This window comes from Bacillus sp. DX3.1 (assembly GCF_030292155.1).
GTDB lineage: Bacteria > Bacillota > Bacilli > Bacillales > Bacillaceae_G > Bacillus_A.
This window is the reverse complement of record NZ_CP128160.1, coordinates 85,346-100,575: the sequence shown is the minus strand read 5'-3', so window position 1 is coordinate 100,575 and position 15,230 is coordinate 85,346. Positions and strand designations below refer to the sequence as shown.

Sequence of the window (15,230 nt, the reverse complement as noted above, 5' to 3'; positions counted from 1 at the left end):
ATAGATAAACAATTTTTTCCAAAAATAAAAAGCTGACAATTTCATCAACTTTTTCATAGATTCATATGTAAAAATACTCGCATTCATTTTATCTCGCTATTCGCGGGCAGTAAAACCCTCACATATCAATATTCTTTATACAGTTTCATCCCACACCGACCAAGCCGCTTCGAACATATTTCCATCTAAGTCCCAAAAATAAAAATACTTAGCTTCATTATTCCCTAGCGTTACAATTTTTTCTACTCTTACTCTGGCTTTGAAATAAAATCACGATGTTTTGAATTTAAAAAGACGCGAAGTTCTTAAGAAAGTTGCGACGTTTCTAAAAAGATGCGATGCTTTATCCCTTCACGTAAAGAATTCTAAGTAAATTTTGATTAAACTTTTTTATAAAAATATCATATTTTGGGTTATATAAAATATGTATTGTCATTTACTTATTGGGAATTTTTCATTTAGGTCTTGATAAACAATGTACCCTATACTTCTTAAATATTCTATGGATTTTTCTTTTCTTTCCCCTGATGTTGCGTGGCAGGAACGTTTTTGTCCTCTTTTTATGCCCGTTGTTTTCGTTTATATTGCCTTTATTTTCTTGCTTATACTCTTTATTTTCTTGTTTATACTCTTTATTTTCTTGCTTGTACTCTTTATTTTCTTGCTTGTACTCTTTATTTTCTTGCTTATATTCTTGTTTATATTCTGGTTTATACTCTTTATTTTCTTGTTTATACTCTTTACCGTTGTTTTCTTGCTGATGCCCATTATTTCCTTTTGATTGCTGGGATTGCTTTTGTTCTATTTGCTCTTGCTCCTCATATCTTTCTTCTTTTACAGGAGACAAATTCGATGATGCATCCGGTGATGACTCTGGTTGCGAATGTATCTCCTGAGGGTGTTCCTCCTGATTAGACGGCGGTGCAGGAGGAGTAAGCGATTTCTTCTTCTCATTCTCTTGCTTTAAATAGACACCTGTGCCGACTCCTGCTTTCTTGGCATTCTCTCGCACTTGCATCGTACTGCCTTGATATACGACTGTAACATGTTTTGTCTCATACTCTTTCTTTAATCCTTGCATAGCCTTTTCCAACTGTGGTTCTAGCGACTTTTCCTTTGTAACAGCTGTTAGCATAACTTGCTTGTCATTCGTTAAGTATCCATCCTCTTGACTTTGCTTTACAATGGTACGTACTACGTCTTGCAAAGGTTCATTTTTCCATCGTTTCATTTCTTTTAAAATGCGCTTTCCATCATCATTACAAGCTCGCAAATCTATAACACGAAGATCCTTTGTTATGCTCGCCTCTAAACTTGGATTAATATCAACTGAGACATAAGCGAGTGCTTTTTCTTCCGGTTGGTTGTAGAAAAACAGAAACACACATAGAAAACAAGCAACAAGTAATGATGCAGGCTTTAAGAAAGAAGGGATTGAAAAACGCGGTACTCTTTGTTCTTGTTCGTTAAACGAGATTTCCTCTCCAATCATATAAGAGTGCGATTTTCTTTTAAACGTAATAAACTCTCCATCTGGAGTTAAAACAACTACGCTATGTTTTTTATATCCATCACAATCCCTTTATTCATCATGCTTCCCCCTCTTATATAATCAAGAATATATGTATAGTTGTTTGCAAAGATAATACACATTGCAATAATGTATTTTCTATGCCGCTCCAACGTTTTCCGACTTGCCCTAACACGCGGTTCAATGTGTTTAAGCGGTAACTTTTTCTTTCGGAACAGCTCTTCCATCATTTTCTCTTCTTTTATAATAATCTTTACAATTTCTATTAAGTGCTCACGCGTATCACGATGCTTTGAGATTCCTTAGCAAGCTCTGAAAATGTGATTTTAAACTCAGCTAGCACAATTTGAAAATGAAGAATTTCCTCCTTACGGTTACTGTTTTCCATCTCTTTCATATACTCCGTAAGCGATACCTGCATTTCTACCATTTCCTCTTGCTGGTCTTCTTTAAAAAGACGAGATTATGCTTAGACTCCTTGCGTATATAGTCAATTACATCTCTTTTTATAAGAAGCTCAGCAAACGCTAGAAAAGATTTTCCTTTTTATATGAATACTGTTCAATTGCTTGATTAAACGCAAACAATCCAATGCTATATTCATCATCCTGCTCCGTAATATACCGGCGGCAGACAGACGAGATTGATTTTCGAATAAAAGGCCGATACTGTGCGATAAAAGCTTCCTTATCTCCTCCGTTGTTTTGTATGTTAAATACGATATCTTCTATGGTCGGTTTTTTTATGATCTTCATCACTAAACTCAGCACTAGTAATCCCCTCCCTCCTTTTGCTTCAAATAGCAAAATGGTCACTAAAGAAGTGACCATTTTACCACATTTTCTTTGTGCTTGTCTTCTTGCTGTTCTTCATGCTTTTCGTGACCGACTTTTTTACCGTTGTCTTGATGATCATTCTTTTCTGTTTGACCCTTTTGGTTTGATTGCTCATGCTTCTCATGAGAAACGGCCAGTTTATGTGCTGGCTGTGCTGGTTGTGTTGCTTGTTCTGGTTGTTCTGGTTGTGTTACTTGTTCTGGTTGCGTCACTTGTTCTGGTTGTTCTGGTTGTTCTGGTTGTTCTGGAGTTACTTCTGTATTTTGATCTGCTTTCTTGTTTTCTTTTGCAATAGCGTCCGCTTGTTTTTCTTGCTCTTTCTCTATTTTAGCTGCAATCTTTGAAAAACTCTTCTCTATATTTTTGTAATTGCAGCTTTTGCTTTCGGATTTTTCACTTGATCTAGCACTTTTGCTAATGCTTCGATGTTGTTTCCGATGTGCACTTTTACTTTCGCTGCTTCTTTTTCTTCTTCGCCAGCAGGCTTTTCTGTTCCTGCTTCTCTTCGCCAGAAAGCTTATCTGCTTTTTCTAAGTCTTCCGCCCCTTTTTCTAATGTATCTTGTGTAAGATCGCCTTTTCCTTTTTCAATTAGTACACTTGCTTCAGCAATTCGTTCCGCGGCTTGCTCAGACAATAGCTTCGCTTTCTCTAAATCGTTTGTCGCAAGAGCCATTTTAATATCTTCAACCATAGTTTTCACAAAATAAAAGACGTCACCTTGTACTAAAGGGTTCTGTTGCAAATTTCTCTAAACCACGTTACATTTTAGAAAAAATGAGTAGGAGCACGACAAGATGAGATATTTTAAAGGAAAACAGTTTAAGAAAGATATCATTTTAGTAGCCGTTGGCTACTATTGTCGTTTTTCTCTAAGCTATCGTGATGTGTCTGAAATTCTGAAAGAACGTGGTATTTCAGTTCATCCCACAACGATTATGCGCTGGGTACATGAATATGGCAATCTGATGTATCAGATTTGGAAAAAGAAAAACAAAACGGTACAGTTATCTTAGCGTTTGGATGAAACCTATATTAAAGTCAAAGGAAAATGGTGTTATTTATATCGTGCCATTGACAAAGAGGGGAAAACGCTTGATATTCAACTGCGTAAAAAGAGAGATACACAAGCGGCATATGCTTTTATGAAAAGACTGGTTCGAACTTATGGAGAACCAACGGTTCTGACTACAGATAAGGCTCCTTTTTAATTTGCGCACTTAAAAAATTACAGAGGATAGACTTTTACAAAAATACCTTTCATCGTACAACAAAATATCTCAATAATCTCATTGAGCAAGATCATCGACACGTGAAGCGCCGTTTCGCTCGTTCCTTAGGATTTCAAAGTCTTCGTCATGCCTCACGTACGATAAAAGGGATAGAAACGCTTCATGCCATATACAAACAAAGACGAAGTCTTCAATCAGACTCCGTCTTTTCGGCGTATAACGAATTACAGAATTTATTAACGGTTTCATAAAATTTGACCACAATCTTCCCATGTCTCTATATGTAAAAAACTTTGCAACAGAACCATTGATATTAACAAAAGGTGCAGTATTTAATAAAGATACTACACCTTTAAAATGTGAAAAATAAAAAACAGATTACTCTTTATTAAAAAATATTCATCCAAACTTAATGACATCTTCTAATGTTGGTAAGGATTGAATAGCTCCGTAATTTGTACACGTAATCGCTCCAACTTTGTTAGCAAATACAACGAATGTACAAAGTCTTTCAAAGTTGAAATCAAATATATTTTCTTCTTTAGAAAATTGATAAAGTATTGCACCTACAAATGCATCTCCTGCACCAGTTGAATCTACTTGTTTAACCATAATAGAAGGAATAATAACTTGCTCTTCACCTGTTGCAAGAAGGGTTCTGTTGCAAAGTTTTTAAAAGTAAGCTAAACTTTTGCAAAATAGAGTAAGGAGAATCAAAAATGGGATATTTTAAAGGGAAACAATTCAAACAGGATATTATTTTGGTAGCCGTCGGCTACTATTGTCGTTTTTCTTTAAGCTATCGTGATGTCTCTGAAATTCTGAAAGAACGTGGTGTTTCGATTCACCCAACAACGATCATGCGCTGGTTCATGAATATGGGAATTTGATCTACCAAATTTGGAAAAGGAAAAATAAACACGTACAACTGTCTTGGAAATTGGATGAGACCTATATAAAAGTCAAAGGAGAATGGCGTTACCTATATCGTGCGATTGATGAAGAGGGACATACATTGGATATTCAACTTCGTAAAAAACGAGATCATCAAGCTGCATATGCCTTTATGAAAAGGTTAGTAAAAACTTTTGGAGAACCAACAGTTCTAACAACAGATAAAGCTCCGGCATTACTTTGCGCGTTCAAAAAATTAAGGAAACAAGGCTTTTATACACATACAACTCATTGTACAATCAAGCATTTGAATAATCTCATAGAACAGGACCATAGACATGTAAAGCGACGTTTTGCCAAATCCGCAGGATTTCAAAATCTTCACCATGCTTCACGCACGATAAAAGGAATCGAAACGATTCATGCCATATATAAACAAAAACGAAGTTTGCAGCCAGACTTCGTTTTTTCAACATGCAATGAATTACAAAAATTACTTGAAATTGCATAACATTCATCTGTAAACATCTCATTTTCTATCTGTTAAGAAACTTTGCAACAGAACCCAAAATATCACTTTTATATAGCTACATTTTATATGATTTTTTAATAGGATCATAAACCAAACAAGGCTGAAACCTATGATAGAATGAGAGATTCCTACTATATAGCTTAATCCTTTAAAATCGGCTCCATTTAGCTGAAGAAGTCCTCGAGTTGCCATTGAAGAAATTGTTAAAATTAATCCAATATTATGAACAATGAACCACATATTAAAACTTTTTACTTCATGAAACGCAAATGACTTTGCTAGTGCTAAGGCAATTAAAAAAATAAAAATCCAAGTACTAGCGTATGTGTGTGTAAAAGGTTCAGCAGAGTAGAGCCTAGAATTCCCTTTGCTTTTGCATATTCTCTAGCGAATACACCTGATAATAAACCGATAATTAAATATGTGAACGCTGCATTATATAATTTTTTCATCATATACCTCCTGAAGTAGAATCCGTAATGTTGATTTTTGATTAGTAAATTTCTATTGTATTTTCAAATCATGATAGTTATATAGCAAAAACTCCTAGTTTCTCAGGAGTCATGGTATAACAGATCAAAAATTTCCAATAATATCACAATTATAGGATATTTAATTATACAAAACAATTGAACTTTATGTGAACAAAGGGAGAGTGTACGGATCGGATTCAAATAGAAAATGGCTATTCATCAGCCTGTTCTGGTGCAAATACTTAGGAAAGATATAAAGAGGCGAAAAGTTTCCTAGTGGATTCTGGCCTTAAGCAGCAATTCCAAATAGTTGATGGATGAACTTCACTTGATTTTGGACAGACTTGTCCAGTAAAACAAGTTACCCTTTTGGGGTAGCGTCACACATCCATCAACTTAAGAAAACAAGTTACCCCAAAACGATAAAAATAAACTTCGGTGCTATAAAAACACAAAATTTCCATTTAGGGGTACTTTGAAATCTTAGCTTGATGGGTATGGGGAGGTATCCCACTAAGCAAAAGTTTGTTTAAAGTACTTTGGTCATGAATAGGGAATGAAGATACTTATTAAAACAACAACATGATATAGACAAAGCCAAAGAATAAACATAATGGACTATAAAACTAAGTGTCGTATCTAGCAAACTGAGAATGTTTAATTTTTTAAAAAATCCAACAAACTTAAAATCACCAATTGCCCTAATAATGAAAACTAAAGCACAGACAATACTTCCGGTTTTAGATAAACTATTTGCTTGGAACCCCTGCAAATAACCTCCTTGAACAACAATTATGACACTAGCCATTAGAATAAGAATGGCTACGAATAATGTTCCCCATATTCTCGGAGTAAAAGCAGGCTTATGTTCTCCCTCTTTTACTGGGAGAACAACGGCAGAACCCCATCGACCTCCAAAAGCCCAATAAATATGCAAAAAACTGATAAACCACAGAAGCCCTACAGCTACTAATATTAATAGTAATTTCATTTATTCGCCCCCAATGTCGTAACTTCAAATAAAACATACACTACCGTATGTTATGGTAAAAATTTTGTCCCTTCAGGTTTTATAACCATATTAGGGACATTTATTATCGAATAATCAATTATGTCTCGGCATAATTCCGTGACATCCGCCGGAGGCTTTAACTTCTTTCAGCGGATGTTTGGACACCCGCTGAAAGAAGTTAAAAGCTCAACCATTTTATCAATATCAAAATTAGGATTTGCTTCAAACCTTGTCATCCATCCTACATACGTTAAATAGGCAAGTCTCGCTCGATCAATTGATTCAGTTTCGTCTATGCCCATTTTTTGATACAATTTTGCAACACAAGAAATTCTCTGTTCTTCCATATCTACTAAACGTGCTGCCACAACAGGATCATATTTAGCCCAAGTATAAATACCATTCTCGATTTTTTTATCTCGATTAAAACTAATCTGTAATAGCTGTTCTAAAGAGGCATCCTGTTGCTCCATACTTTGAACAATCAGCTTTGTTGCATGTACTTCCCAAAAGTCGAGCATAGAATCTAAAAGCTCTTGATGGTCACGAAAATAGTGATAGAAGCTTCCTTTGCTTATTTTTAGCAATCGAGCAAGTGCTTCAATACGAACTTTATGTATCCCTTCATCAGCTAATAGTTGTAATCCTGCTTTTATCCAATCTTCCCTCGTTAATTGCATATCATCCCTCCAGTAAAATACGGTAGCGTATGTTTTACGTTAGATTACTACTATTCTCATTTTTTGTCAATTATTCATTCTGTTTATTTTTATGAGCTTTAATGTTGTTGTTAATCGTAATATTGATCGTCATCACCCTTGGTAAAATACAAGCACATACTAAAATTATTGACACATGTTTTTCGTTATTCTTCCCCTTTTCTCATTTCTTTGTGGGAAAACCCAAGGTTTTCAAGTTACCTTGGCCATAATCACAACAACTAAAAGGGGTACCGCCAGCATTTCGGAAAAAACCACGCTAAGGGCATAAAATGAACTATTCATCCAAATTTACACAAAATTGTCCTTGCTGGTGATACACTTAGAGTGATGGAGGGATATTATGGAATATATCGTATTTTATTATGGGGTACTGTTTCTTATAATCGGTACTGCAATATTTGTATTTATTAAGGCTGGGTCACCAAAAATTAAGGCTAAAAATCTGCCATTCGTAATGGTCGGTTTAGGGATAAATATACTTGCAAGTCCATTGGCACTTTTTATAGGTGTGATGGCAACAGCTTCTCCAGACAGTACTGTACTTGATTTTTGGAAAGGATTTCTCTTTATTCAGGGAATACCGCTTATCATACTACTTGTAGCTTTGGTATGGTGGGCTATTCGCAAGAACAAAGAAAAAATCCACATGTAGAATTTTAAAATGACTTCCGCTAACGAATCTTATGTTAACTGAGGGGATAACAAAAAATAGTCAAACCAGCCTGAGGGCTGGTTTGTTTTATTCAGCAAATGTTTTTTCTTGTTTTTTGCACTTCGTATATTTGATTGCAAAGAATAATGTCATGATGATTAACAGCCAAGTAGAACCGAAACGCATTAAAGCAAAAGGAGTTTCAAATAAAAGGACTGAACAAAATGGCTACCTTGTTTTTCCCATAATCCGGGTGTAAAGTAGGCATTTTGGGGATTCAAATAGAGTAGTTTTCCATCTCCTGAAGGAATGAGAATCAAGAATACTGCGAACATCATAAAGTAATAGCTAGCCATTCGCTGCAACATCGCACCTGTTGATGGTGCATCTGAGAACAATTCATCATGACCATCCTGCTCTTTGATCCAATAATGAACAGAACTAAATCGGCTGCCAGCAACATGTTTCCAACTGAATTCCTCATATAGCTCGATGTATGTTTCTAACTTTTCCTTCGTCAAATATTTTTGAAAGTCTAATTTAATGACCTGATTCGTATCAGTTGTTTTTGGAATTGATAATAGCCTAACGAACCTATTTTTACCAATTTATAGCCTTTTTTCAGTTGCTCATTAAGCCAAGCTTCTTCTTTACGGATATCGACAAACCACTTAAATTTCTTCATTTATATTTTCTCCTTTGTAAACATTAATGATATGCTGCATTCTTTGCATATCCAGCTGTAAAATTTCTCTTCCTTTGTCCGTTAAAACATAGACCTTTCTTCGGGTATCCTCCGTTTCGACACGTTCAATCAGTTCATGCTTAATTAAATTTTCAACCGCACCGTATAAAGTCCCAGCAGCAATCCGTACGTCACCGTCACTCATTTCCTCGACCTTTTGCATAATGACATAGCCATGTGCAGGCTCTTGCAATGCCAGCATAATGTAACTCATTGTTTCAGTTAATGGCAATAATTTATGTCTATTCATCTCATTCCACCTCAATATATTGTTAATCTATATAGTCAAACTGTATAGTTTCATATTATACAGTTTGACTATACATGTCAACTGTATAAATAAAAAGATCATGATCTGCGTTTTGAGGGATAAGGCAAGCTTTTTGTAAGCGATAGAAAGCTTCATATAGCATTTGTCAATGTCTTAGAGTGGTAGCGGACCTAAAATGGCTCTTTAAATAATAACTACTGATAACACTGATTATGTGAACGAAAAGCCCCTTCAGAATTTCTGAAGGGGCTTTTCTAAGTTGGTAGATACATTGAATACTGATAAGTGGTGTTATGTAAACTTATATAAACAGCTTATTTACAAGATAAAAAACAGAAAATTCATAATATAATAGACCTAATAATATCCATAATCCGGAAAATTAATATTAGGAGGGAATTTATGCAACCATTTGTTGGACAAAAATAATTAATTATAAAACAATAGACAAGCTGTTTTTAATTTTAATTTTACTATCTGCTACTTTGGCTTTTAGCATTGGTCAATATTTATATGTTACATTCTTCTTATTAGGGTTTATGTTTATATATAGAAGCATAAGAGATTTTAATTTAAATGTTTCATATATAATTATTGGTCTTGAGTTAGTATTAGGTGTATTTTTAACCATATATATGGCATTTAATTATTTAGTTGCTTAGATGGGTGTTTTTGCCCATCCCCTCGAAAAGGGGGAATAAGGGGTTCAGCCGAGATATATACGTTATCTTAACCAAGAAAATTAAAATATGAATTTAAAAGGGCCCTTACGTTGAATACATATACTCAACGTAAGGGCGAATTATTTTTGGTTTGAAATAAAGCTTGATTAAAAACAACTTAAGGATCTGTGTAGCCGATTTCCTTAACGTACAGAAAATTGGCTTGTTGGTTCGTTACTCGTTAAAAATGTTTGTAAAGCTTCTAGAGGTTATATCAACTTGCATTTTATTTGCTAGGATACCATTTAGCTAACCACTTATTCCATTTGTCTTTTTGAATATTAGTGTCAAATATAGTGTTTTTCTCGGGCTTGTCAGTAAGACGTACGGATGTATCATTAACAGATAAATATTGTCCGTGGTTATTTTTTAAAGAGAAGATTCCAAATCCATAATCAACAAGTGTCCATACTTGTCCGTAAGCGCGAAATCCTGTAACGCCCACCTCACCATTTACAGATGTAAGATAGGTTGAATTTGCTTCTATGTAGACCTTGTTAGATCTTTTTCAAGTGGAATAATTGTAAATATACTCCTATCTTCTGGGATCCAATTAGATGAAGTAGAAATATTCGTACTCCCCTCCCATGTTCGCAAGACGTTACCCTCGTTTCTAATTTTCACAGAAATAGAAGAACATTCTTCATTTTTATATTGTGTAACGACGGCGAGTTTATGTTTCTTTATCTCAGCAAGCTCATCAGAGGTATAACTAAAAATTTCAGATTCTTTTACTGGATTCGAAGTTATCGTTGCCAGTTTTCGCTTCTCTCCTGGTAGTGCATGAAAAAGTTTCTTTAGGTCAAAAGAAGGATTACCTGGTTTTATATTTGGAAATTCTTGTCTAATATATTTTAGAGCTAAAGGACCATTCATTTGACCACTATTTTCACTTTTTAAGTAATATGTTTGCCAATTCGTAAGTGCAATACCAGTATTCCCTTCATCTAATTGTTTTTGCGTAATATAATACACATCACGTTCATATACATTTGAAGCATCAGGATTTAAGTCCACTATTATACCAGCTTGCTTAATCAGAAGTTGTTGACCATGTTTTATCGTTTTATATTCAACTTTCCCATCTTTATGGAAAATTTTAATTCTCTTAGAAAAGTGTTGGTTTTTATAATAATCATAAACACTAATACCAAATTCTCCTTTGTTAAAAGTAGGAGCTTTGTAAGCACGGTTTTCATTGTTAGCTGTATAATCATTTTTAGCACTTTGTTCTGATAAAAAAATGACAAAAGGCTCTTTTAGAAACGTATCATAGGTATCTCCAAATGTTGTAAGAATCGTTTCTCTTGTATCAACGTCTGCTTTCGCTTTATGTTTTGTAAATGGGTTAAAACTGAATACAATCCCCATCGCTATTCCTACAGGGGAATTTTTTTATACTTTTTTTATACTTCTCTTTATCTTTTCTTTCATGACTTTGTTCCTTACTTTCTAATTATACTGTTACCAACATATTTAAATTAATATCGATAAGTTTATCTTAATGTAAACTCCTTTCATTTTTCTTTCGTAAATGTTACAAAACCCTTTCATTGCTTCTAGTACAAACACTTCAGGACTCTTGCAAGTAATTTCTTAAACTTGGACATACAGATAGGAATAAAATGATTGACACATAAGTAAACACCGATAATACAGTCTAAAAATAAACTTTTGCGAAGGATTAACACCATGAATCACAAAAACATAAGTATGAGATTATTACTCGTACAATTATTTTTTTAGTACTTAACCTATTTATATTTTCCTCAGGGATGCCGTTCTTACCTTGGTTTGTTGAAGATAGTTGCGGTTTACTTGGAATTTTCGTTACTACACCTTTATTATTATGTATTCGTGTAATTATGACATATCTAAAAAAGAAAAGGCCTTTGTATAACAAGAACGAGACAAACCATTCCTTTTCGTTATTATTGATTTATTGAAATAAAAAATTGATACTCAAAAAACAAGAAAGGTCGGCATTTTGCCAGCCTTTCTTGTTTACTACTTAATTCATTTTATAAATAAAAATTTTGTTTTGGGGATACTTCAAAATCTTCGTTTAATGGGCATGGGGCCAAGCTGAAAAAATCAGAAAATCGTATAAAATTCGGAATTTTATACGATTTTAACGAAAGAGTTTTGTAACATTTTCGCAAGAAAAATGAAAGGTATTTAAACTAAGATGAACCTACAGATATTGATTTTATATTTTTAAATCAATATACGACAGTCTTTATATGTTTATTTTTTACAGTGTTACATGTAAGCAATCTAGGCTAATTCTTACTAAGAGAGGACAACAAAAATGAAGAAAAAATTTAAAACAATTGGAATTGGAAAGAAAGTAATTCCTACCGCAGCGGCATTAGGCATTCTTTTTCTATGGCACCTATTGCAGAAAATAAGGCTAGCGCAGGGATAGGTGGTGTCGTAATCGATGTGGGGATTACTTCATTAGGTATTGTAAAAGACATTTATGAAGCACTTGGAATATCTCTAGAGGATGGTCCAAACCCTAATGATACTACTCCCTATTCAGAGAATATATCTTACAGAGCTCCTAGTTTTAAATCTGGGGAGTTTAATATTTCTATGCACCATACGAAAGATGACACAAATTTTACTAAAACGATTAAGGTACTTTATCCAAATGGAAAAAGTGAAATTCATAAATTAAAATCTGGACAGCAGCTTAATATTACAGAAGCTGGTACCATTGTAGATTTAAATCCTGATGCAGGATCTGTTTCAGAACACGATCTTCTTTACATTACACAAGCGCAATTAGACGAGGGTAAGACTGGGATTGCATTGAATCAAGCTAAGACCATATATGTAGAAAAAACGTCTGGTAAAAACACAAGACTTGTTCTTGAATTTCATGAGAAAAACCACAAACAAGATACTAAATGGGAATTTGCTAGAGGTACAGATGCCCTATTTGCTGAGTTATCAGATGAGGAAAAGCGAATATCAACATTGACTTCAAAGCCAGTATCCAAAGATGTTCTTTGGAATTATCTCACAAGCGATTCTAAAGCTCTTGCAGATTTTCATGATCGCTCATCTGCTATATTGGCGGACTCTACAAAAATCCTAGAGACACCTATTGCACTAACATTTAGTGTACTAAATGACGGTAAACCTTATCAAATTATCCCCTATAAAAAAGGGACGAATAAAGTGTTGGTGAAAACTGGTTCAAAATATCTTTCAGGGAAAGAAGGAAATGCACTTCAATATTCCGATTCGATTGGTGATGATGAAGTGTTTGAACTTGTTCAGACCGGGAATTCTTATGCCCAGGAACTTCAGTTCCATTTGAAAAACAAGAATGGAGTAAGTTTGGCTGGTAATCAAAATGTTCAACAATTTGGTACTGATTCGAGTTTCACCTCTGAAATTCGTTTCACTGCTAAAAGCAACAATGAAATTCATAACTGGTTAAAAGAGTGGTATCCAGGTAAAGAAAATGAGAAACAGAAGCATGACGGAATACAGATAATACGTGATGAAAAGGATCCTAGTAAAGGGATTGTAAAAGATTCTTCTGGAAACGTAATAAAGAACAGTTGGGTGATGGCCCAAAATGGCGATCAGTATTATGCAGGCTCTGATGGAATTCTTTTGAAAGGTTGGCAGGAAATTGAGGGGAAGACATATTATTTTAATTTGAATAATAACCATATGAGGATGCCAAATATATTGGGGGATATTGATGGGAAGTACTATCACTTCAATAATGATGGTGCTCTGCAACGATCAGCATGGGTGGAAGATGCCCATGGTCTAGCCTATTCTGATGCTTCTGGAGCGTTTATTGAAAACGGTTTGCGGGAAATCGATGGTAAAATTTATTATTTTAAAGATGCTCGAGTTACTAAAAATGAAATACGTCTAGAAGATAAAAATGTCATTCTTCACTTTTCTGACAAAGGTGCACTTGAGAGAGCTTCTAAGCTGAATGGAGAAGCGCTAGATAGCCTACAGACTCAAGTTATTTTTGAAGAGAAAACGTTAATGTTTGAAAAAGATGGTTCTATTAGAAAAAGCGGGATTTCTAAAATCTTTTTACCTGGATTGTTTGATGAAAAAGACCAGCCTGTACTGGTATATTACAGCTTAGAAGAAGGGCGTTACTATACCGGTTGGAAGGAAGTTGATGGAAAAAATATTATTTCCAAGATGGTCAAAACTATACTTTCGATGGTCATGATACCATTGACGGAAAAAGATATTATTTTAATCATGACGGAGAAGCTAAGCTGACAGGATTGGATAAAGTTGATGGTAAGATATACTATTATAACGATAAAGGCGAAATGCAAAAGGGTTGGCAAGACATCGATGGTAAAAGGTATTACTTCCAGGATTCTGGAGAAGCTGCGATAGGCCGTTTCACTGTTTGGGGAAGCTTTGGATGGGAAGGTTTTGGATATTTCAATTACTATGCTAAAAAGGATGGCTCGATTTATCAAAATGTCAATGTTCATCTTCCGGTAAAGGACGATTACTATCGAGAATTCCAATTTGACAATAATGGACATTACAAGGGAGTAGGGGAAACGCTAGAACGTTCGTTTTGGCAAATAAAAGGGGTTACGGTGGTTGACTAAAACTTAGACCGTAGCCCTTGAGGAAAAAGAGACTTCAACATAGGAACAAAACGTTCGTTTATGGAACTCTATTTCTACTCAAATAGCACGAAATACCATTAGAAATCAGTTTCAAAACTTATTACTAAAAACAAGGTACCTTAAAAATTGCTACAAGTCGTTTTTGAGAACTTCTCACTGTACGAAATTTACGTTTTGTTGGCAATCCCCCTTATAAAAGGTCAGCTGATAAGTGTGAAAACGGGTCATGTGATGGATTAAATCACCAAAACATGACCCGTTTTATAGTTTCAGGTGGATAATAGTTAGACAAAGAAAATTTATGTGTGAAATGACGATATATATTGTAAGGGAAGATAGAGCAATTGCAACGGAGAGTGTAAAGTATATTTTTAATATACATATTTACAACAAGAAAAAAGACTTTTGTAGATAGCTTGTTTGTTTTCTTCTATCCTTACAGAACTGTCATCTTTGTGTAAGGTTATTAGATAGTTTGTTTAATGTTAAAACGTAATAATTAACTTATAAAAATTGATAATGATTTTTTAGAAATTATAGACGAGTGTTGTTCACGATTATAATAACAACTAAAAAATGATTGAGAAAAATTCAACATATACATAATAAGTGGAGGTAAATATAGTGGCTTTAAAAGTATTACTTATCGTTATTGGTGTAACATTAATTTTATCGGGTGTATATAAAATGAAGAAGTATGATGCATTCGTAGGAAAAACTCAAACCAGAAAAAATCTTTTCAACTTGCTAATTAATGGACAGAGTTCTGGAATAGGACAATTATTAAGTGGGATTGTGTGTATCGTTTTAGCAATCGTAGCCTTTATAATTAAATAATTTGCAAATAAGGGAGCTAAGATATAGAATCTAGCTCCTTTTATTATGATAAAGTCTTTAGGCAAAAACAAAGATTTTTTCTAAAAATGTACATAGTCTATAGAAGTATAGATGGCACTCGTTATGAAT

8 protein-coding genes and 10 pseudogenes are annotated in these 15,230 nt (G+C 34.2%); 6 read left to right on the top strand and 12 right to left on the bottom strand.

All coding sequences use genetic code 11. The features are described 5' to 3' along the window. Positions 1-721: 721 nt before the first annotated feature. The 4 genes and pseudogenes from QRE67_RS27690 to QRE67_RS27675 form a co-directional block, all read right to left on the bottom strand. Positions 722-1,590: pseudogene (locus tag QRE67_RS27690) on the bottom strand (anti-sigma factor domain-containing protein); the annotation flags it as partial. Further along, positions 1,583-2,301: pseudogene (gene sigI, locus QRE67_RS27685) on the bottom strand (RNA polymerase sigma factor SigI). The pseudogenes QRE67_RS27690 and sigI, both read right to left, overlap by 8 nt. A 44-nt stretch (positions 2,302-2,345) precedes the next feature. Beyond that, complete coding sequence (locus QRE67_RS27680; protein ID WP_286125639.1) at positions 2,346-2,579, bottom strand: hypothetical protein; 234 nt, start codon at positions 2,577-2,579, stop codon at positions 2,346-2,348. Between the two features lie 235 nt (positions 2,580-2,814). Further along, a complete protein-coding gene (locus QRE67_RS27675) occupies positions 2,815-3,060 on the bottom strand; it encodes a DUF5667 domain-containing protein (protein WP_286125666.1) in 246 nt (81 codons plus the stop codon). A gap of 103 nt (positions 3,061-3,163) precedes the next feature. Between QRE67_RS27675 and QRE67_RS27670 the strand changes: the two are divergent. Beyond that, a pseudogene (locus QRE67_RS27670) lies at positions 3,164-3,849 on the top strand (IS6 family transposase). 148 nt (positions 3,850-3,997) lie between these two features. Here the strand turns inward: QRE67_RS27670 and QRE67_RS27665 are convergent. Beyond that, a pseudogene (locus QRE67_RS27665) lies at positions 3,998-4,255 on the bottom strand (PfkB family carbohydrate kinase); the annotation flags it as partial. 62 nt (positions 4,256-4,317) lie between these two features. Between QRE67_RS27665 and QRE67_RS27660 the strand changes: the two are divergent. Continuing rightward, a protein-coding gene (locus QRE67_RS27660; protein ID WP_286125638.1) for an IS6 family transposase occupies positions 4,318-5,003 on the top strand; the annotation gives its coding sequence in 2 pieces (ribosomal slippage) (positions 4,318-4,468 and positions 4,468-5,003; 687 coding nt in all). An 18-nt stretch (positions 5,004-5,021) separates the two neighbouring features. Here the strand turns inward: QRE67_RS27660 and QRE67_RS27655 are convergent. From QRE67_RS27655 to QRE67_RS27640, 3 genes and pseudogenes are all read right to left on the bottom strand, one after another. Next, a pseudogene (locus QRE67_RS27655) lies at positions 5,022-5,476 on the bottom strand (DUF2871 domain-containing protein). A 647-nt stretch (positions 5,477-6,123) separates the two neighbouring features. Beyond that, positions 6,124-6,488 (bottom strand): annotated as a pseudogene (locus tag QRE67_RS27645) (DUF3995 domain-containing protein). A gap of 167 nt (positions 6,489-6,655) precedes the next feature. Then, a complete protein-coding gene (locus tag QRE67_RS27640) occupies positions 6,656-7,189 on the bottom strand; it encodes a TetR/AcrR family transcriptional regulator (RefSeq protein ID WP_286125637.1) in 534 nt (177 codons plus the stop codon). A gap of 382 nt (positions 7,190-7,571) precedes the next feature. On the opposite strand from QRE67_RS27640, the pseudogene QRE67_RS27635 reads away from it, so the two are divergent. Next, positions 7,572-7,865, top strand: a pseudogene (locus QRE67_RS27635) (hypothetical protein); the annotation flags it as partial. A 203-nt stretch (positions 7,866-8,068) separates the two neighbouring features. On the opposite strand, the pseudogene QRE67_RS27630 reads toward QRE67_RS27635, so the two are convergent. Both QRE67_RS27630 and QRE67_RS27625 read right to left on the bottom strand, forming a co-directional pair. Next, positions 8,069-8,568 (bottom strand): annotated as a pseudogene (locus QRE67_RS27630) (DUF2812 domain-containing protein). Further along, entirely contained in the window at positions 8,555-8,878 is a 324-nt protein-coding gene (locus QRE67_RS27625) for a PadR family transcriptional regulator (protein ID WP_286125635.1), read from the bottom strand. The pseudogene QRE67_RS27630 and the gene QRE67_RS27625 overlap by 14 nt, the downstream one beginning before the upstream one ends. A 423-nt stretch (positions 8,879-9,301) precedes the next feature. On the opposite strand from QRE67_RS27625, the pseudogene QRE67_RS29025 reads away from it, so the two are divergent. Beyond that, positions 9,302-9,561: pseudogene (locus QRE67_RS29025) on the top strand (hypothetical protein). Between the two features lie 286 nt (positions 9,562-9,847). Here QRE67_RS29025 and QRE67_RS29020 read toward each other — a convergent pair. Next, on the bottom strand, positions 9,848-10,066 hold the full coding sequence (locus QRE67_RS29020) for a hypothetical protein (RefSeq protein ID WP_286125633.1): 219 nt from the start codon (positions 10,064-10,066) through the stop codon (positions 9,848-9,850). 38 nt (positions 10,067-10,104) lie between these two features. Then, complete coding sequence (locus QRE67_RS27615) at positions 10,105-10,992, bottom strand: hypothetical protein (protein WP_286125632.1); 888 nt, start codon at positions 10,990-10,992, stop codon at positions 10,105-10,107. A gap of 940 nt (positions 10,993-11,932) precedes the next feature. Here QRE67_RS27615 and QRE67_RS27610 point away from each other — a divergent pair. Beyond that, positions 11,933-14,243, top strand: a pseudogene (locus QRE67_RS27610) (N-acetylmuramoyl-L-alanine amidase family protein). Between the two features lie 645 nt (positions 14,244-14,888). Then, a complete protein-coding gene (locus tag QRE67_RS27605) occupies positions 14,889-15,101 on the top strand; it encodes a hypothetical protein (RefSeq protein ID WP_098157076.1) in 213 nt (70 codons plus the stop codon). Positions 15,102-15,230: the final 129 nt, after the last annotated feature.